The 18,510-nt window shown below is 57.6% G+C and carries 16 protein-coding genes; 11 read left to right on the plus strand and 5 right to left on the minus strand.

What is annotated here, in order from left to right:
* Positions 1-378 precede the first annotated feature (378 nt).
* Complete coding sequence (gene ompX / locus F3J41_RS02395; protein ID WP_031279869.1) at positions 379-891, plus strand: outer membrane protein OmpX; 513 nt, start codon at positions 379-381, stop codon at positions 889-891.
* Between the two features lie 146 nt (positions 892-1,037).
* On the opposite strand, the gene F3J41_RS02400 is transcribed toward ompX, so the two are convergent.
* Complete coding sequence (locus F3J41_RS02400) at positions 1,038-1,232, minus strand: hypothetical protein (RefSeq protein ID WP_021508417.1); 195 nt, start codon at positions 1,230-1,232, stop codon at positions 1,038-1,040.
* A 264-nt stretch (positions 1,233-1,496) separates the two neighbouring features.
* On the opposite strand from F3J41_RS02400, the gene mntR reads away from it, so the two are divergent.
* The 8 genes from mntR (at position 1,497) to F3J41_RS02440 (ending at position 11,896) form a co-directional block, all read left to right on the plus strand.
* On the plus strand, positions 1,497-1,955 hold the full coding sequence (gene mntR / locus F3J41_RS02405) for a manganese-binding transcriptional regulator MntR (protein WP_021508415.1): 459 nt from the start codon (positions 1,497-1,499) through the stop codon (positions 1,953-1,955).
* 21 nt (positions 1,956-1,976) lie between these two features.
* Positions 1,977-3,086 carry an SLC13 family permease gene (locus F3J41_RS02410; RefSeq protein ID WP_031279868.1) on the plus strand — a complete coding sequence of 370 codons (1,110 nt, stop codon included), beginning with the start codon at positions 1,977-1,979 and terminating at the stop codon, positions 3,084-3,086.
* 182 nt (positions 3,087-3,268) lie between these two features.
* Positions 3,269-4,396: an HlyD family secretion protein gene (locus F3J41_RS02415; RefSeq protein ID WP_021508413.1), complete on the plus strand. Its 1,128-nt coding sequence runs from the start codon at positions 3,269-3,271 to the stop codon at positions 4,394-4,396.
* Complete coding sequence (locus F3J41_RS02420; RefSeq protein WP_058775341.1) at positions 4,393-5,961, plus strand: DHA2 family efflux MFS transporter permease subunit; 1,569 nt, start codon at positions 4,393-4,395, stop codon at positions 5,959-5,961. Before F3J41_RS02415 ends, F3J41_RS02420 begins: the two co-directional genes overlap by 4 nt.
* A gap of 1 nt (position 5,962) precedes the next feature.
* The gene (locus F3J41_RS02425; RefSeq protein WP_021508411.1) at positions 5,963-7,492 is read left to right on the plus strand and encodes an efflux transporter outer membrane subunit; all 1,530 of its coding nucleotides are present in this window, start codon (positions 5,963-5,965) and stop codon (positions 7,490-7,492) included.
* 243 nt (positions 7,493-7,735) lie between these two features.
* Entirely contained in the window at positions 7,736-9,214 is a 1,479-nt protein-coding gene (locus F3J41_RS02430) for a sugar porter family MFS transporter (protein WP_058757802.1), read from the plus strand.
* 429 nt (positions 9,215-9,643) lie between these two features.
* Positions 9,644-10,045: an H-NS family nucleoid-associated regulatory protein gene (locus F3J41_RS02435; protein WP_021508409.1), complete on the plus strand. Its 402-nt coding sequence runs from the start codon at positions 9,644-9,646 to the stop codon at positions 10,043-10,045.
* Between the two features lie 258 nt (positions 10,046-10,303).
* Positions 10,304-11,896 (plus strand): ABC-F family ATPase, encoded by a 1,593-nt coding sequence (locus F3J41_RS02440; RefSeq protein WP_031279866.1) that lies wholly within the window; start codon positions 10,304-10,306, stop codon positions 11,894-11,896.
* Positions 11,897-11,996: 100 nt separating this feature from the next.
* On the opposite strand, the gene moeB is transcribed toward F3J41_RS02440, so the two are convergent.
* The 4 genes from moeB to F3J41_RS02460 all read right to left on the minus strand — a co-directional run bounded on the left by moeB (position 11,997) and on the right by F3J41_RS02460 (position 15,256).
* A complete protein-coding gene (gene moeB / locus F3J41_RS02445) occupies positions 11,997-12,758 on the minus strand; it encodes a molybdopterin-synthase adenylyltransferase MoeB (RefSeq protein ID WP_166709840.1) in 762 nt (253 codons plus the stop codon).
* A complete protein-coding gene (gene moeA, locus F3J41_RS02450; protein ID WP_305848982.1) occupies positions 12,758-13,993 on the minus strand; it encodes a molybdopterin molybdotransferase MoeA in 1,236 nt (411 codons plus the stop codon). Before moeA ends, moeB begins: the two co-directional genes overlap by 1 nt.
* Positions 13,994-14,162: 169 nt before the next feature.
* Entirely contained in the window at positions 14,163-14,468 is a 306-nt protein-coding gene (locus tag F3J41_RS02455; protein WP_021508405.1) for a contact-dependent growth inhibition system immunity protein, read from the minus strand.
* A complete protein-coding gene (locus tag F3J41_RS02460) occupies positions 14,468-15,256 on the minus strand; it encodes an RNase A-like domain-containing protein (protein WP_211075072.1) in 789 nt (262 codons plus the stop codon). The genes F3J41_RS02455 and F3J41_RS02460 overlap by 1 nt, the downstream gene beginning before the upstream one ends.
* A gap of 365 nt (positions 15,257-15,621) precedes the next feature.
* Between F3J41_RS02460 and F3J41_RS02465 the strand changes: the two genes are divergently transcribed.
* Both F3J41_RS02465 and gsiA read left to right on the plus strand, forming a co-directional pair.
* Positions 15,622-16,581, plus strand: a complete 960-nt coding sequence (locus F3J41_RS02465; RefSeq protein ID WP_166709844.1) for an isoaspartyl peptidase/L-asparaginase family protein — start codon at positions 15,622-15,624, stop codon at positions 16,579-16,581.
* A gap of 9 nt (positions 16,582-16,590) precedes the next feature.
* On the plus strand, positions 16,591-18,447 hold the full coding sequence (gsiA, locus tag F3J41_RS02470) for a glutathione ABC transporter ATP-binding protein GsiA (protein ID WP_159378325.1): 1,857 nt from the start codon (positions 16,591-16,593) through the stop codon (positions 18,445-18,447).
* Positions 18,448-18,510: the final 63 nt, after the last annotated feature.

The following is an 18,510-nucleotide window of genomic DNA, read 5'->3' on the forward strand; positions in this document are numbered from 1 at the left end:
GCGGTCGCCTCGCATTATCCTGGCGTCAGTGACGACTCATTCACACCGCTTTTCGGGCGAAATTTCCGGCGAATAAAGCGCGACGGCGGAAAAAATGCGCCAGCGACTGGCTGAAAAATCACCGTTTTCAGGGCCATTTCCGTAAAGAAATGTCAGGTTAGTTTAGGAATTTACTTAAACCGATAATTTTCTGTGCGCAGGATTATTGCAGAAAGATGATGCTTTTTATAAGAAAAATGAATGACATACGAAAGTTCATTAACTTTCTGTTACACCAAACAATCTGTTAGACAACAAAATGCGGGCAGAGTTTCTTGCTAAGTTTTGTTATATTTTTAGCGTTGTCAGGAGAGAAGTATATTCACATTTGAGGTGGTTATGAAAAAAATTGCATGTCTTTCAGCACTGGCTTGTGTACTGGCAGTTTCCGCTGGTTCCGCCATGGCACAGAGCACCGTTTCTGCCGGCTACGCGCAGAGCGACTATCAGGGCGTTGCTAACAAAGCTAACGGCTTCAACCTGAAATACCGCTACGAAGACGGTTCTAACCCACTGGGTTGGATCGGTTCTTTCACCTACACCGAAAAAGATCGCACTGAAGATGGCGTGTACAACAAAGGTCAGTACTACGGCATCACCGGTGGTCCGGCTTACCGTCTGAACGACTGGGCCAGCATCTACGGCGTAGTAGGTATCGGCTACGGTAAATACCAGCAGAACCAGACTGCCGGTCAGTCTAAAACCGACAGCAGCGACGTAGGCTTCTCTTACGGCGCAGGTATGCAGTTCAACCCAATCCAGAACGTTGCTCTGGACGTGGGCTACGAGCAGAGCCGCATCCGTAACGTCGACGTGGGCACCTGGATTGCTGGCGTAGGTTACAGCTTCTAAGTTTTTGCTTAGACCAGAGTTGCACAGAAACGGCCCTTTACGGGCCGTTTTTTTATGCCTGAAAACACTGCCGTGAAGGGCGTTTTTCGCAGGCAAAATAAAACCCGCTGCACGCAGCGGGTCAGACTGTGAAGCCCTGAGGAAACTCAGCCGCGCCAGATCAGATTCGGGCAGGGCTGTGCGGCGATTTTTTTGCCGGTCAGTTTCTCAAGCAGCATCAGGCGCAGGGCAAAAGGCGAGCGGCTAAACAGACACAACAGCGACTTCAGCTCAAAAGCCGGTTTGCTTTGTACGGTCTGGAAGCATTTGCCGCAGTCGAGGCAGCTTTTCATCGTGCTCATCTTTACCTCCTGGAAAACGGGTAACCCAACAGTAAGCACAGCCCTGCAATAAACAGCAGGAAAAGGAGCAGCAACAGCCAGGGTTCGTTCATCGTTGCCTCCTTTGTAGGCTATTCGCTTACAACATGTACAAAGATAGCACTGGCTATACTCTTTAGCCAACACTATTCAGGAAAGATTTGTGCTTATTTGTGCCTGGTTTACAATGAGCGCAGCCAGCCCGCACCGCAGGTAAAGTGCGGCAGATAATAAAGAGGAAGCTGAATGAGTCGTCGTGCGAAAAGCGCCACCCACATGCCCCAGGGGCCGCTGAAAGATATTGAGGAGCATGTCGAAGGATTTCGCCAGGTACGCGAAGCGCATCGCCGTGAGCTGATTGATGATTACGTTGAGTTAATCTCTGATTTAATTCGTGAATTTGGCGAGGCGCGCCAGGTCGACATGGCGGCACGCCTGGGCGTTTCGCAGCCGACCGTGGCCAAAATGCTGAAGCGTCTCAGTACCACCGGTCTGGTTGAGCAGGTGCCGTATCGCGGCGTGTTCCTCACTCCGGAAGGCGAGAAGCTGGCTGAAGCCAGCCGCGTGCGCCATCATATCGTTGAAACCTTTCTGCTGGCGCTGGGCGTCAGCCCGGAAACCGCCCGCCGGGATTCCGAAGGGCTCGAGCATCACGTCAGTGATGAAACCCTCGCCGTGTTCCAGAAATTTTACGAGAATCGCTAACCTACAAGGCCTTCTGCCATCATGCCCATCGTGCTTCGTTCCTTAATGCGTGACCGCGTTTTGCATTTACTGTTGCTGCTGGGCGTGATTTTGTTGCCGCTGGCGGATTACCGCTGGCCGCAGCTGCCCGCCGCCGTTGACTGGCACACCATCATGACGCTCACCGGTTTGCTGATGCTGACAAAAGGGCTGGAAAACAGCGGCTATTTTGATGTGCTCGGTGCGCGGCTGGCGCAGGGCTTCCAGCACGAACGCACGCTGGCGCTGTTTATGGTGTGTGCGGCGGCGCTGCTCTCGACCTTCCTGACCAATGATGTGGCGCTGTTTATCCTGGTGCCGCTCACGCTGACGCTGCGCAAGTTCTCGCGCCTGCCTATCTCCAGACTGATCATCTTTGAAGCGCTGGCGGTCAATGCCGGCTCATTGCTGACGCCGGTCGGCAACCCGCAAAATATCCTGCTGTGGAGCCACGGCACGCTCAGCGTGGCCGGTTTCATCGGTCAGATGGCGCCGCTGGCGGCGATGCTGATGCTGACGCTGGTGGGGCTGACGTGGTTTAGCTTCCCGGCGCGCAGCATTGAGAAGCATGATGCACCAGGCAATCAGCAGTGGCAGAAACCGCTGTTTATCGTCAGCGTGCTGCTGTACGTGGTGTTTATCGTCGCGCTGGAGCTGAAACTCACCGGCTGGGCGCTGCTGCTGGTGGCGGGCTGTTTTCTGCTGATGGCGCGTCAGGTGCTGGCGACCATCGACTGGAGCCTGCTGCTGGTGTTCGTGGCGATGTTCATTGATGTCTTTTTACTGATGCATCTGCCCATTCTGCAGCCGCATTTTGCCGCCATCGGTCAGCTGGGCGAGGGGGGTATCTATCTGCTGGCGATTGGCCTGTCACAGGTGATCAGCAACGTGCCGGCCACTATTCTGCTGTTACAAAAAGTCCCGCCTTCCGAAGTGCTGGCCTGGGCGGTGAATATCGGCGGCTTTGGCCTGCTGCCGGGATCGCTGGCCAACCTGATTGCGCTGCGCATGGCACAGGACGCCAAAGTGTGGTGGCGTTTCCATCTGTTTTCCCTGCCGATGCTTGCCTGGTCGATGCTGTGCGGCTGGCTGTTGTTACAGCTGCTGCGTTAACCCTGACCCACCTGTCCGCCTTTGCAAGACGCGCTGATTTATCAGCGCGTTAAGTGATGTGGCAGAAAATGCGTCGGATGTTAGCTTATGTAAAGTTACACTGGCATTTGTCAATTTCCCATCTAAGGTTAAGTTGACCGTTTCGCCCGGGGATCGGGATTACCAGCCAGTGATGACAAATTATGAGTGAAAACCACAATCCGCCATCCGCCGATGAGCAAAAAGACAACAACACCTCAGATTCCAGTCAGGATAACGAGCAATCACCGCGTAAACGCCCCGGCAAAAAGCCGCTGATCATTCTGGCGATTGTGGTGGTGATTATGCTGCTGGTGGGATTCTGGTTCTGGTTTAGCACGCGCAACATTGAAACCACCGATGATGCGTTCACCGAAGGCGATGCCGTGACCATCGCGCCCAAAGCGTCGGGCTACGTGGTCCAGCTGCTGGTAAAAGATAACCAGCGGGTGAAGAAGGGCGATCTGCTGGTGCTGATCGATCCGCGTGACAACGCCGCACAGCGCGATCAGGCCAAAGCACAGCTCGGTCTGGCGCAGGCGCAGCTGCATCAGGCGCAGGCGCAGCTGGCGCTGGCACGGGTGCAATATCCGGCGCAGCGCGATCAGGCGCTGGCCGACCAGGCGCGGGCGCAGGCCAATTTACTTAATGCGCAGGCGGATTATCGTCGTCAGCGCGGGGTTGACCCGCGCGCGACCTCGCAGCGCAATATCGATACCGCCGCCGCGCAGTTACGCTCGGCTGAAGCGCAGCTGCAGAGCGCCAAAGCGCAGGTCGAAGTGGCCTCGCAGGTGCAGTTGCAGATTCGCCAGCAGGAAACCAATGTTGAAGCGCGGCAGCAGCAGGTCGAGCAAGCCCGGGCTCAGCTCAACACTGCCGAGCTTAACCTCTCATACACCGAAGTACGCGCGCCGTATGACGGTTTCGTCACCAAACGCAACGTGCAGCCCGGTACGCTGGTACAGGCCGGCAGCGCGCTGTTTTCGCTGGTATCGCCGGATATCTGGATCACTGCCAACTTCAAAGAGTCGCAGCTGGCGCGCATGAATCCGGGCGATAAAGTGGAGATTGGCGTTGATGCCTGGCCGGACATGAAGCTGGAAGGGCACGTCGACAGCGTGCAGATGGGCTCCGGATCGCGCTTCTCTACCTTCCCGGCCGAGAACGCCACCGGTAACTACGTGAAGATTGTGCAACGCGTGCCGGTGAAAATTGTGATTGATAAAGGACTCGACCCGAATCATCCGCTGCCGCTTGGCCTGTCGGTTGAACCGAAGGTGACGGTGGAATGAGTGCGAGCGAAAGCTGGCGTCCGGCCAGCAATCCCTGGCTGGTTGCCATCACGGTAACGCTGGCGGTGTTCATGGAGATTCTGGACACCACCATCGTTAACGTCGCGCTGCCGCACATCGCCGGGTCGCTGTCATCCAGCTACGATGAATCCACCTGGGTACTGACCTCCTATCTGGTTGCCAACGGCATTGTGCTGCCGATCTCGGCCTTTTTCAGCCGCCTGTTTGGGCGCAAGCAGTTCTTCCTGATCTGCATCGTGATGTTTACCATCTGCTCCTTCCTGTGCGGCATTGCCACCGAGCTGTGGCAAATCATTCTGTTCCGCGTACTGCAGGGCTTCTTCGGCGGCGGGCTGCAACCGGTGCAGCAGTCGGTGCTGCTGGATTACTTCAAGCCGGAAGATCGCGGCAAGGCTTTTGGCCTGTCATCGATTGCCATTATTGTCGCGCCGGTCATTGGCCCGACGCTCGGTGGCTGGATCACTGATAACTACAGCTGGCGCTGGGTGTTCTTTATCAATATTCCGGTGGGGATCCTCACGGTGCTGGCGATCTATCAGCTGCTGGAAGATCCGCCGTGGGAGCGCAAGTGGGAGAAGGGCCGGCTGAAAATCGACTATATCGGCATCAGCCTGATTACCCTGGGTCTCGGCTGTTTGCAGGTGTTTCTCGATCGCGGTGAAGACGAAGACTGGTTCGCTTCACACTTCATTCGCCTGTTTGCCATGCTGGCGGCCGTCGGCATCGTCGGTGCGGTTTACTGGCTGCTGTATGCGCGCAAGCCAGTGGTAGATATCACGGTGATGAAGGACCGCAATTTCTGGGTGGCCGGTCTGCTGATGGCGGGCATGGCGATGATTCTTTATGGCAGCTCGGTGGTGTTACCGCAGCTGGCGCAGCAGGATCTCGGTTATACCGCCACCTGGTCCGGGCTGGTGCTGTCGCCCGGCGCGGTCCTGATCGTGCTCACCATCCCGCTGGTGCTGAAGCTGATGCCGATTGTGCAAACGCGCTACATCATCGCCTTTGGCTTTACCTGTCTGGCGCTGGCCTTCTTCTATTCCAGCACCCTGACGCCCAACGTGGATTTCACCACGCTGGTGCTGATGCGCAGCGCGCAGTCGATTGGTCTCGGCTTCCTGTTTGTGCCGCTCACCACCATTGCCTTTATCACCGTGCCGCAGCGCCTGAATGCGGATGCCTCCGCGCTGTTCACCATGTTCCGTAACGTGGCCGGTTCGATCGGCATCTCGCTGGCCACTGCCGGCATCACCGAACGTGAACAGGTGCGATCGGCCCACATGGTGCACAACATGTCGCCGCTCAATGAGCAGTTCAACCTCACGCTGCAGCACTGGGCGCAGGCGATTCGTGACTTTACCAGTGCGGTGGGCGATCCGCTGACGCTGGCCAGCGGTCAGCTCTATCAGGAGATGATTGCCCAGGCGCGTATTCTGGCTTACATCGACGTGTTCATGGGCCTGAGTATTGTCGCCGTGCTATTGATTCCTTTTTGTTGGTTGCTTTCGCCGATCAAGAGCGAAGGCAGTGCAGGAGCACATTAACATGATCACCTCTTCGCGCGTTACGCCGTCGCTGACGCTGCTGGCGCTGTCCATGCTGCTGGCGGGTTGTGCCGTCGGGCCCGATTATCAGCCGCCGCAGGCGCACACGCCCGGTAGCTACCGTGATTTGCCCTCTCAGGAAGCTTCAAAACCGCTGGCGTCCGCGACCAATCCTTCGTGGTGGAAAAGCTTTAACGACCCGCAGCTCGATAGCCTGATTGAGCGCGCCATCGCTGGCAACCTGACGCTGCAACAGTCGGTGCTGCGCATCGCCGGTGCGCGCGAACAGCTGGCGCAGGCACGTGGCGGGCTGTTCCCGTCGCTTAACGGTTCCGCCAAAGTGACGCGTCAGCAGCTCGGCCTGAAAGGCATGCTGAAATCCAACGGGGTGTACGATCAGGTGGATGATGACGTGGCGGATCAGCTCAACGGTCTGACCCATTCGGTCACGCTGTATCAGGGCAGCTTTGACGCCAGCTGGGAACTGGATTTATGGGGCAAAGTACGACGCCAGATGGAGATGGCGGACGCGCAGCAGCAGGCGGCGATTGAGCAGCGTAACGATGCGCTGGTGTCGCTGGAAGCCGAGGTCGCGCGCGCGTATCTGCAGCTGCGCGGCGCGCAGGCGGTGCTGGCGACGCTGCAACAGCAAATCAACGTGGCGCAGCAAACCTGGGAGCTGACGCAGAGCCAGCAGCGTAACGGTCTGGCGCCGCTCACCGACGTTGAGAATGCCCGTGCGCAGCTGGCCTCCCTTAACGCGCAGCTGCCACAGTATCAGGCCCAGGAACGTCAGGCGATGAACGGGCTGGCAGTGCTGCTGGGCAAAACGCCGGGCGCGCTGGATAACGAACTGATGAGCAGCAAAGCGCTGCCGGCGTTGCCGAAGCTGGTGGCGGTGGGCATTCCCTCGACGCTGGCGCGTCGTCGTCCGGATATCCGCCAGGCTGAAGCGAATCTGCATGCGCAGACCGCCAATATCGGCGTATCAGTCGCGAACCTGTTCCCCAGCCTGTCGCTCACCGGGCAGCTGGGCGTGCGTAACACCGATGCCAGCTACCTTGACGACTGGAGCAGCCACTTCTTCAGCGTCGGCCCGGCGCTGTCGATCCCGATTTTTCAGGGCGGACGTCTGGTTTCCAGCGTGAAACTGGCGCGCGCGCAGCAGGCGAGCGCGGCGCTCGATTATCGCCAGACGGTATTGACGGCGCTGCAGGATGTGGAAAATGCGCTGGTCAGCTACCGCGCCGATCAGCAACAGGTTACTGCGCTGGATGAGACCACTGGCGCACTGCAGCGCGCCTTTGACCTCGCCAGTGACAGTTACAAACAGGGCATCTCTACCTTCCTTGAGGTGCTGGATGCTCAGCGTCAGCTGGCACAGTCGCAGGCGCAATCCACCCAGGCGCGCATGCAAAGCGCGCTGGACCTGGTAGCGCTGTATAAAGCGCTGGGTGGCGGCTGGGAGCCGTATCAGCAGGTGACGCTGCCGGACTATGACGTTTTTGGTCCGGCCACCGCAGTCAATTAATCTGACATCGCTGACCGCATCCACGGCGTGCGGTCAGCGCCTTCCGTGAAATAAATATTCTCCCTTCTGTTTGTTGTGCAAAATTTGCACTGCCTTCTCTGCGCCCTGAATCAGGTTGTGTGATCGTTATCTCAATTAAAGGCAAAGAGAATGACCCGTGGCGCAAAATTTAAATTTCATATTTATTCATTGTGGTGGAAATAATCTATTTTAAGGCTTCTTATCTCAGGAAAGGAGTTGGTTATGTCCCGCGAAACCTGGATGACGCCTAATCCGGCATCAGGGCCAAACAGCAGCACGCGCACCGAGCCTTTTGTGAAAGTCATTGCGCTGATTGCCACCCTCGGTGGTTTGCTGTTTGGCTACGACACCGGCGTGATCTCCGGCGCACTGTTATTCATGGGCGACGATCTGCATCTCACCCCATTTACCACCGGGCTGGTGACCAGCAGTCTGCTGTTTGGCGCGGCGTTTGGCGCACTGGCTTCCGGTCACTTTGCCGCCGCGGTCGGGCGGAGAAAAATTATTCTGGTACTGGCGATTATTTTTGCACTCGGCGCGCTGGGTACCGCACTGGCACCCGATGTCAGCTGGATGATTTTCTTCCGCCTGGTCCTTGGCGTGGCCGTGGGTGGTGCGTCCGCCACCGTACCGGTGTATATCGCCGAAATGGCACCGGCCAACAAACGGGGTCAGCTGGTGACCATGCAGGAGCTGATGATCGTTTCCGGCCAGATGCTGGCCTATATGTCGAACGCCGGCTTCAACGCGGCCTGGGGGGGCGACACGACCTGGCGCTGGATGCTGGCGGTCGCCACGCTACCGGCGGTGCTGCTGTGGTTCGGGATGATGTTTATGCCGGACACGCCGCGCTGGTATGCCATGAAAGGCCGTCTCGCTGAGGCGCGCAAGGTTCTGGAACGCACCCGCGCGCGCGAAGACGTTGAGTGGGAGATGATGGAGATCGAAGAGACGCTATCGGACGAGCAACAGCAGCGTCCGCGTCTGCGGGAACTGCGCCAGCCATGGCTGATCAAACTGTTCCTGATCGGTATCGGTATTGCCGCCATCCAGCAACTGACCGGCGTGAATACTATCATGTACTACGCGCCGACCATGCTGAAAGCGGTGGGGATGAGCAATGACGCTGCGCTGTTTGCCACCATTGCCAATGGCGCGGTATCGGTATTAATGACCTTTGTGGGGATCTGGCTGCTGGGGCGCATCGGTCGCCGCACCATGACGATGATAGGTCAGTTTGGTTGTACCGCCTGTCTGGTGTTTATTGGCACCGTCAGTTACCTGATGCCGGAAACAGTTAACGGTCAGCCGGATATCTTGCGCAGTTATATGGTGCTGCTGGGTATGCTGATGTTTCTGAGTTTCCAGCAGGGCGCGTTATCGCCGGTCACCTGGCTGCTGCTGTCAGAAATTTTCCCCACACGGTTACGCGGTATTTTTATGGGCGGCGCGGTATTTGCGTTGTGGATCGCCAATTTTCTTATTTCTCTGCTGTTCCCGGTTCTGCTGGCGTCGGTTGGCTTATCCGGCGCGTTCTTTATTTTCGCGCTGATTGGCATAGGCGGCGCGATTTTTGTTATTCGCTGGGTACCGGAAACACGCCATCGTTCGCTGGAGCAGATTGAACATTATTTGCACGACCGGCTGTCTGATGCGCCGGCGCCCCAGCTATTGCGACCGGCAGTGAAGAAAAGCGGATAACCACAGACATACGATTTTTGCATGATGGCCGGTTAACAACCGGCCTTTTTTTATTTATTTAATGGCAAAATGAGATATTGCTCGCATCTGTGACGCCAATGCCATCCGCGTTAAAAAGGGATTTTACTTACACTATTAATGTTTTTTTACCTTTATGCTGACTACTGCCTCAGCGCACAATAAGCGCTAAACGCTTGTTTCCTACGCGTGAATAAGCAATGAAATCGATTCCAGTTCCAGCCGATGGTACTGAACCGCTGATGTTAATTCACCGTTAATTCACGCCGCACATTGGGTTTAAACGCGCCTGCCAGGAATATGCTAATCCATTCGGATTAATCCGGTCTGCAAAATTAATTTATTTTTTTATTTGAATTGGGTAATCTTGCCACTACAGTTTATTTAACCCCCTTAAGCAAGGACATTGTGATGAGTGACGCATTTAAAGTTCTGAACAACATTCGCACATTACGTGCACAGGCTCGTGAACTGCCACTGAGCGATCTGGAAGAAATTCTGGAAAAATTAACCGTCGTGGTGACTGAGCGCCGCGACGAAGTTGAAGCGGAAGAAGCGCAGAACCGCGAAAAAGAAGAGAAGCTGTCTAAATACCGTGAAATGCTGCTGGCAGACGGTATCGACCCGAACGAATTACTGGGTGCACTGGAAACCGGTAAAAAACGCGCCAAGCGTGCGCCGCGTCCGGCGAAATATTCTTACACCGACGAAAACGGTGAAGAGAAATCATGGACCGGTCAGGGCCGTACCCCAGCTGCGATTAAAAAAGCGCTGGATGCAGGTAAAAGCCTCGACAGCTTCCTGATCAAATAATCTGCACAATCCTTGTAAGCGGGAGCCGGAGGCGTCAGCGTCTCCGGCTTTTTTATTGGCCTCGCTCCGGGTACGGGCGGCGGGTCATTTCCCGCGCCGTGGATAACCTGTCCGGCACGGTCGCAATTATTTTACCTCTGGCAACAAGGTGTTCTCCGCCTTGCCTCTGCGTATCCGGGTGCAGAGGTGGCTCATCCAGGCCGCTTCTGGCATAATGCCCGCTGTTTTTTCCTCCACTGCGTAACAAAGGTCAATGCCGTGTTAGTTTCCAGCAATATCACTATGCAGTTCGGCAGTAAGCCACTGTTTGAGAATATCTCCGTTAAATTTGGCGGCGGTAATCGTTACGGTTTAATCGGTGCGAACGGCAGCGGTAAATCGACCTTCATGAAAATACTGGGCGGCGACCTGGTTCCGACTAACGGAAATGTTTCCCTCGACCCCAATGAGCGCATCGGTAAGCTTCGCCAGGATCAGTTTGCTTTCGAGCAATATAGCGTGCTGGATACCGTGATTATGGGTCACCAGGAATTGTGGGCGGTGAAGCAGGAGCGCGATCGCATATATGCATTGCCGGAAATGAGCGAAGAGGAAGGCTATAAAGTCGCCGACCTTGAGGTCGCCTACGGTGAAATGGACGGTTACAGTGCCGAATCACGCGCCGGAGAATTATTACTCGGCGTGGGCATTCCGGTGGAGCAGCATTACGGTCCGATGAGTGAAATTGCCCCTGGCTGGAAATTGCGTGTGCTGCTGGCGCAGGCATTATTTGCTAACCCGGATATTTTGTTACTCGACGAACCGACCAACAACCTGGATATTGACACCATTCGCTGGCTGGAGCAGGTGCTGAACGAACGTGACAGTACCATGATCATCATTTCGCATGACCGTCACTTCCTGAATATGGTGTGTACGCATATGGCGGATCTGGATTACGGTGAGCTGCGCGTTTATCCCGGCAATTATGACGAATATATGACGGCGGCGACCCAGGCGCGTGAACGTTTATTAGCGGACAACGCCAAGAAGAAAGCGCAAATTGCCGACCTGCAATCCTTCGTCAGCCGCTTTAGCGCCAACGCCTCAAAATCGCGTCAGGCCACCTCGCGCGCGAAGCAGATTGATAAAATCAAACTGGATGAGGTAAAAGCCTCCAGCCGTCAGAACCCGTATATTCGTTTCGAGCAGGATAAAAAGCTGTTCCGTAATGCGCTGGAAGTGGAAGCGCTGACCAAAGGATTTGATAACGGCCCGCTGTTTAAAAATCTTAACCTGCTGCTGGAAGTGGGTGAGAAACTGGCCATCCTCGGCGCCAACGGTATTGGTAAATCCACGCTGCTGAAAACGCTGGTCGGCGAACTGCAGCCGGATAGCGGCACGGTGAAATGGTCGGAGAATGCGCGCATTGGTTACTACGCGCAGGATCACGCCGAAGATTTTGCTGACGACCTGAGCGTGTTCGACTGGATGAGCCAGTGGAAGCAGGAAGGCGACGACGAACAGGCGGTGCGCAGTATTCTTGGTCGTCTGCTGTTCAGCCACGACGACATTAAGAAGCCAGCGAAAGTGCTGTCCGGTGGTGAGAAGGGCCGCATGCTGTTTGGCAAGCTGATGATGCAGAAGCCAAACATCCTGGTGATGGACGAACCGACCAACCACCTGGATATGGAGTCGATCGAGTCACTGAACATGGCGCTGGAGATGTACGAAGGCACGCTGATTTTCGTCTCGCACGACCGTGAGTTCGTCAGCTCGCTGGCGACGCGCGTGATCGAGATGAAAGGCGATCGCATCGTTGACTTCACCGGCAACTACGAAGATTACCTGCGCAGCCAGGGCATCGTCTAATGGCGTAGCCGTTTAGCAGCCGCCATCATCAGCGGCGCAATTTATCGCCTGATAATTTGCGCCGCTCAGCAATACCTGACGCTTATGTCACGCCCCGGCGTTATCCCTCACGCTTGCCACACACTTCACATTGCGCATCCTGCGCTACTTTCAGGCTGCGAAACTCGGCGCTCATCGCATCGTACATCAGCAATCGCGCGCTGGCCGGCTGGCCAAAGGCGCTCAGCACCTTCAGCGTTTCCACCGCCTGCATCGCACCCACCACGCCGACCAGCGGAGCCATCACGCCGGCTTCGACACAGCTCAGCGTCTGCTCGCCGAACAGGCGGCTGATGCAGCGGTAGCAGGGTTCGCCGGGCTGCCAGGTGAATACGCTGAGCTGGCCTTCCATGCGGATGGCGGCACCGGAGATCAGCGGCACCCGATGCTGAAAACATCCGCGGTTCACCTGTTCGCGCGTGGTGACATTGTCGCTGCAGTCCAGCACCGCATCGTGACGCGCAATCAGTTCGCCGAGCGCGGCTTCATCCAGCTGCGCATCGATCGCCTCCAGCGTGCAGTGCGGATTGAGCGCCGCCAGCTGCTGACGGGCCGAGGCGACTTTTGCCATGCCGATACGCGCATCGCTGTGCAAAATCTGGCGCTGCAGATTACTCAGGCTGACGCGATCGAAATCCAGCAGCGTCAGATGGCCGACGCCGGCGGCGGCAAGATAGGGCGCGGCAGCACAGCCCAGTCCGCCCAGGCCAACGATAAGCACCCGTGAGGCTTTTAGCCGTTCCTGGCCGTCGAAATCGAAGCCGCGCAGCACAATCTGCCGGTTGTAGCGCAGCATCTCTTCATCGCTCAGCTCTGTGTGCATTAGCCCTCCAGCAGGCTGTTGAAGGCCTCGACATCAACCCATTCGCCCGGCTCAACGTCACCGCGATCGCGCTCCAGCACAATAAAGCAGTCGGCCAGCGCAAAAGAACTGAACACGTGCGAGCCCTGCGCACCGGTGCTGCGCACTTCCAGTACGCCATCATCGCCGCGACTGAGGATGCCGCGCTGAAAATCGAGCCGGCCCGGCGCTTTCTTCAGACGCTGCGTTGCGCGCGCGCGCTGGCGCAGCGGCATGATGCGCGTGGTCTGGCCGGTCAGCGTGGCCAGCAGCGGCTGCACCAGCTGATAGAAGGTCACGGCCGCCGATACCGGATTGCCCGGCAACCCGCAGAACCAGCTGTTGGCCAGACGGCCAAAGGCAAACGGCTTGCCGGGTTTGATCGCCAGTTTCCAGAAGGTAATCGCGCCCAGCTCTTCCAGCATCGCTTTGGTAAAATCCGCCTCGCCCACTGATACACCGCCGGTGCTGATCACCACATCGGCCTGGCGGTCGGCTTCGCTGAAGGCCTGGCGCAGCTTCGCGGGGTCGTCAGCGATCACGCCAAGGTCGATCACCTCGCAGCCAAGTTTGCGCAGCATCAGCGCCACGGTGAAGCGGTTGGTGTCATAAATCTGGCCCTCGGCCAGCGGCTGGCCCACCGCCTGCAGTTCGTCACCGGTGGAGAAAATGGCCACGCGCAGCTTACGCAGCACGCTGACTTCCGCAATACCCAGCGACGCCAGCAGCGGCAGCTCTGCGGCACCGAGCCGCACGCCGGCATCCAGTACCTGCTTACCGGCCTGAATATCTTCCCCGATGCGGCGAATATTTTGCCCGGCACGCACTGGCGCGGTGATAACAATGCCGCCGTCACGCGGTTCGGTTTGCTCCTGCATCACCACGGCGTCGCAGGTGGCCGGGACTGGTGCGCCGGTCATGATGCGAATCACGCTGCCGGCTGGCCACTCGCCATTAAACGGGGCGCCGGCAAACGCTTTGCCCGCTACCGGCAACACGCGGTCAGCGGACAGGTCGCTCAGGCGCAGCGCGTAGCCGTCCATCGCAGAGTTATCAAACGGCGGCACGTCCAGCGGTGAAATCACCGGCTTCGCGGTAATGCGCCCGGCGGCATCGGCCAGCGCGACGCTCAGGCAATCGCTAATCGGTTGCAGCTGCTGCAGCATTTTCTGCTGCGCGTCTTCAAGGGAAATCAGTCCGGCGGTAAAAGGTTCCATGTCCATCTCTGTCGGGTTAAAGGCGAATGCTGCTTATTATGGTGGCTGTTGTCGGCTGAGTCACATGCGAGATCAAAGGGAATGGAAATTAGTGCGCGGTGACGAATCCGCCGGCGAACATGCTTTGTTCAGACTGAAAGTGAGTATCATGTTAACAACCGTGCTGACGTTATGATGTGAGTGCGGCAGATACTTTCTTATGCACCAGTGACAGAAACGCGCCCGCAGTGGTATCCCAGTTGGCCGGAACAAACTCTCTTTTATAGCGGTCACGGAAATCAGATTCGACATCATCGCACTCTGCCAGAAACAGCTCGATGTCTGCCAGCATGGCGTGCAGGTTTCCTTTATGCGCTTCTCTGATATACGCCTCGATTTTGGGCTCGATCTCATCACCCGGTTCAAACAGGTCATAATCCTGCCCAAACCAGATGCCAATAAAATTATCCAGTTCACTGATACTGATACGGTCCATCATAACTCCGGGAAAGCGGTAATGATAAAGTAAGGTTTGCCGTTGTAGGGCTTAAAATCCAGTATGACGCGAACGGCGTAGCAGGTCTCAACCTCTTCACGCCCTTTACTCACGACTATACCAACCGGATGTGAAAAACGCCGACTCAGGCGCATACGGGCTTGTAAGCCTGGAGGGATATTTTTCACCCACATCTGAATTTGATGCTTATTATCTCCCAGCACCTTACTGATCAGTGCTTCCGCCTCGCTCAGAGACTTAAAGCTACTGGCTTCATCGAGACGAGGCCGGTTACGAAGCCTCTCCCGCAGCTCATCCGGCGTTTTGCCGATATGTCGCTCAATCGTGTGCCCACCGGGTGCTCGCCCTGAGAGCGACTCATGCTCGGCGATTTTGACCCGCCCGGCACGCACCGCGATAACGCGCTCTGCTCCGGCTGCAAAGGCAAATGCCATCGGAATGGCGATATCTACCGTCAGGCCGACATTCATGGCGGTCTGACGGTCAGCGCCGAGCGATTCTGCGAGTGCCACGGCCGAATTAAACGTGTCGGTAGCGACCTGTCTGCCAGTCCATACCTGGCGCAGGCTGGCCTGAAGCGTGTCGAGACTGTGAGTGCCGACAAAGACGCAGCCAGCTTTGGTCAGCATGGTGGGCTCAGGCACGACGCACAGTGCGCCAGCACCAAAAAGCTCAATCACTCCGCCAGCGAGCCCGAGCCCTCCGAAAATGCGGTTGCTGGTCGTTTCACCCTCGCTGACGCTGCGATCTGAAAGGACGGCTGCCAGCTACACCGGGGAGAGTGCAATCCTTACCCCTTTTTCATCTTCCACTGAATATTCCTTTTCATGAATGGGCCTTAAACTTACCCGATTTTTAACCGGCACTGAAGCCACACATAAAGCAAGGAAAATAGGTTGTTCACTGCCTTGCCGGTGCCAGACGTAAGCGCGCCAGCCATAATATTAAAGCTGGTGCGTTCTCTCCCTTAATTCACAAAAAAGCATAATCCACATTAAAAGGTTATGACAGCTGATACACTTTCTGCTTTACAAGCAGGGAGGGGCTTTCTATAGTCGAAAATTGCCAAAAAAAGATGAAAACCATTCTAAATCAGTGTTTTTGGCTCTGATTCCTTGACAGGGTAACGGTTATGGCTAAAGCAGTTATCGCAATTCACGGCGGCGCCGGCGCGATTACGCGTGCGGCAATGAGCGCCGAAAAAGAGCAGCACTATCGTCAGCAACTGGCCGCGATTGTCAGCGCCGGCCAGCAGATTCTGGCCAGCGGCGGTAGCGCGCTGGATGCCGTGACCGAAGCGGTGCGGCTGCTGGAAGAGTGCCCGCTGTTCAATGCCGGCAGAGGGGCCGTATTCACCCATCAGGGCACCCATGAACTGGATGCCAGCCTGATGGATGGCCGTACGCTGGATATCGGCGCCGTCGCTGGCGTCAGCCGTATCCGCAATCCGATTCTTGCCGCGCGTAAAGTGCTGGAAGCCAGTCCGCACGTGCTCTTTATTGGCAGCGGGGCGGAAGCCTTTGCCGCGCAACAGGGGCTGACGCCGGTCGAGCCTGATTTCTTCTCGACGCCAGAACGCTGGGAGCAGCTGCAGCGCGCGCTGGGCAGCGAACAAATGCTGCTGGATCATGATGGCGCGGCGCAGGGGAGCGAACCGCTGGACCCGGATCGCAAATTTGGCACCGTGGGTGCGGTAGCGCTCGATTTGCAGGGTAATCTGGCGGCCGCCACCTCCACCGGCGGCATGACCAACAAGCAGGCGGGCCGCGTCGGTGATTCACCGCTGGCGGGCGCCGGCTGCTATGCCAACAACGCCACCGTGGCGGTCTCCTGTACCGGTACCGGCGAAGTGTTTATTCGTACGCTGGCGGCTTACGATGTCTCAGCGCAGATGGAATATGGCGGTCGTTCGCTGCAACAGGCCACCGCCAGCGTGATTCATGACAAAGTGCAGGAGCTGGAGGGCAGCGGCGGGCTGATTGCCGTTGATGCCCACGGCAACGTGGCGCTGCCGTTTAACAGCGAAGGCATGTACCGCGGATTCGCATACGTGGGCGGCGAGGTCGAGGTGGCGATTTACCGCGACAGCTAAGGAGCAGGCATGACGGATCTACAGCAGCAGTTTGCGCCGCAGCAGGTGCTGGCGGTACGCGACCTCTGTGTGCGCTTTGAGCATGAAGGGCGCGTGACGGACGCCGTGCGGCAGCTTTCACTCGATCTGCATCGCGGAGAAACGCTGGCGCTGGTGGGCGAATCGGGCTCGGGTAAATCGGTGACGTCGCTGGCGCTGATGCGTCTGATTGCACAGGCCGGCGGCGCGGTCAGCGGTGAAATTTTGCTGCGGCGGCGCAACGGCGAGGTGCTGGATGTGATGCGGGCGTCCGCCAGCCAGATGCGCCGGGTGCGCGGTGCGGACATGGCGATGATCTTTCAGGAGCCGATGACGTCGCTCAACCCGGTGTTCACCGTTGGTGAACAGATCACCGAATCTATTCGTTTGCATCAGGGTAAAAGTCACCAGCAGGCGCAGGCCGAAGCGCGACGCATGCTGGATCTGGTGCGCATTCCGGAAGCGCACAATGTGCTGTCGCGCTATCCGCATCAGCTCTCCGGCGGTATGCGCCAGCGCGTGATGATCGCCATGGCGCTGTCGTGCAAGCCGGCGCTGCTGATTGCCGATGAGCCGACCACCGCGCTGGACGTCACCATCCAGGCGCAGATTCTGCAGCTGATTCGCGTGCTGCAAAAAGAGATGCAGATGGGCGTCATCTTTATTACCCATGATATGGGCGTGGTGGCGGAGATGGCCGATCGCGTGCAGGTGATGTATCGCGGCGATGTGGTTGAGCGCGCGCCGGTGCAGCAGTTGTTCGACGCGCCGCAGCAGCCGTATACCCGCGCGCTGCTGGCGGCCGTGCCAAAGCTCGGGGCGATGAGCGGCCAGCCGCTGCCGGCGAAGTTTCCGCTGCTGCATACCAACGGCCGCGAAGAGGCCAGCACGCCGCAGGATACCGTGCGTCACGACCGTCCGCCGATTTTACAGGTGCGCGATCTGGTTACGCGCTTTGATATTCGCGGCGGGCTGCTCAATCGGGTGAAGCGTCGCGTCCACGCGGTGGAAAAAGTCAGTTTCGATCTTTATGCAGGCGAAACCCTCGCGCTGGTGGGCGAGTCCGGCTGCGGCAAATCCACCACCGGACGCTCGCTGCTGCGGCTGGTCGCCAGCCAGGGCGGCAGCATCACCTTTGACGGCCAGCGCATTGATGCACTGCAGGGCAGGGCGCTGGCCACGCTGCGCCGCGATATTCAGTTTATCTTTCAGGATCCGTATGCGTCGCTCGATCCGCGCCTTACCGTCGGCTTTTCAATTATGGAGCCGCTGCTGGTGCATCGCAGCATGGGGCGCGCGCAGGCAGAGAAACGCGTCGCCTGGCTGCTGGAACGCGTCGGTCTGCTACCCGAACACGCGCAGCGCTACCCGCACGAGTTTTCTGGCGGTCAGCGCCAGCGTATCTGCATCGCACGCGCGCTGGCGCTCAATCCTAAAGTGGTGATCGCCGACGAGTCCGTCTCCGCGCTGGATGTGTCGATTCAGGCGCAGATCATCAATCTGATGCTGGATTTACAGCGTGAATTTGGCATCGCCTTCCTGTTTATTTCGCACGACATGGCGGTGGTGGAGCGCATCAGCCATCGCGTGGCGGTGATGTATCTCGGGCAGATTGTGGAGATGGGACCGCGTCAGGCGGTGTTCGAACAGCCGCGCCATCCTTATACCAAAAAACTGATGGCCGCGGTGCCGGTGGCCGATCCGGCGCATCGGCACCGCGAGCGGGCGCTGATGGTCGATGAGATCCCCAGCCCGATTCGCCCGCTGGGTGATGAGCCGGAAGTGGCACCGTTACTGGAAGTGGCGCCGGGCCATTTTGTCGCCCGCCATGCCATTAGCGGCGCCTGAGCAGCAACCAACCGCGCCCTCTGTGCAGGGCGCGCAAGACAGGGACTACAGGAGAACGATAAC

The organism is Pantoea sp. Ap-870 (assembly GCF_011752515.1).
GTDB classification, from domain to species: Bacteria; Pseudomonadota; Gammaproteobacteria; order Enterobacterales; family Enterobacteriaceae; genus Pantoea; species Pantoea dispersa.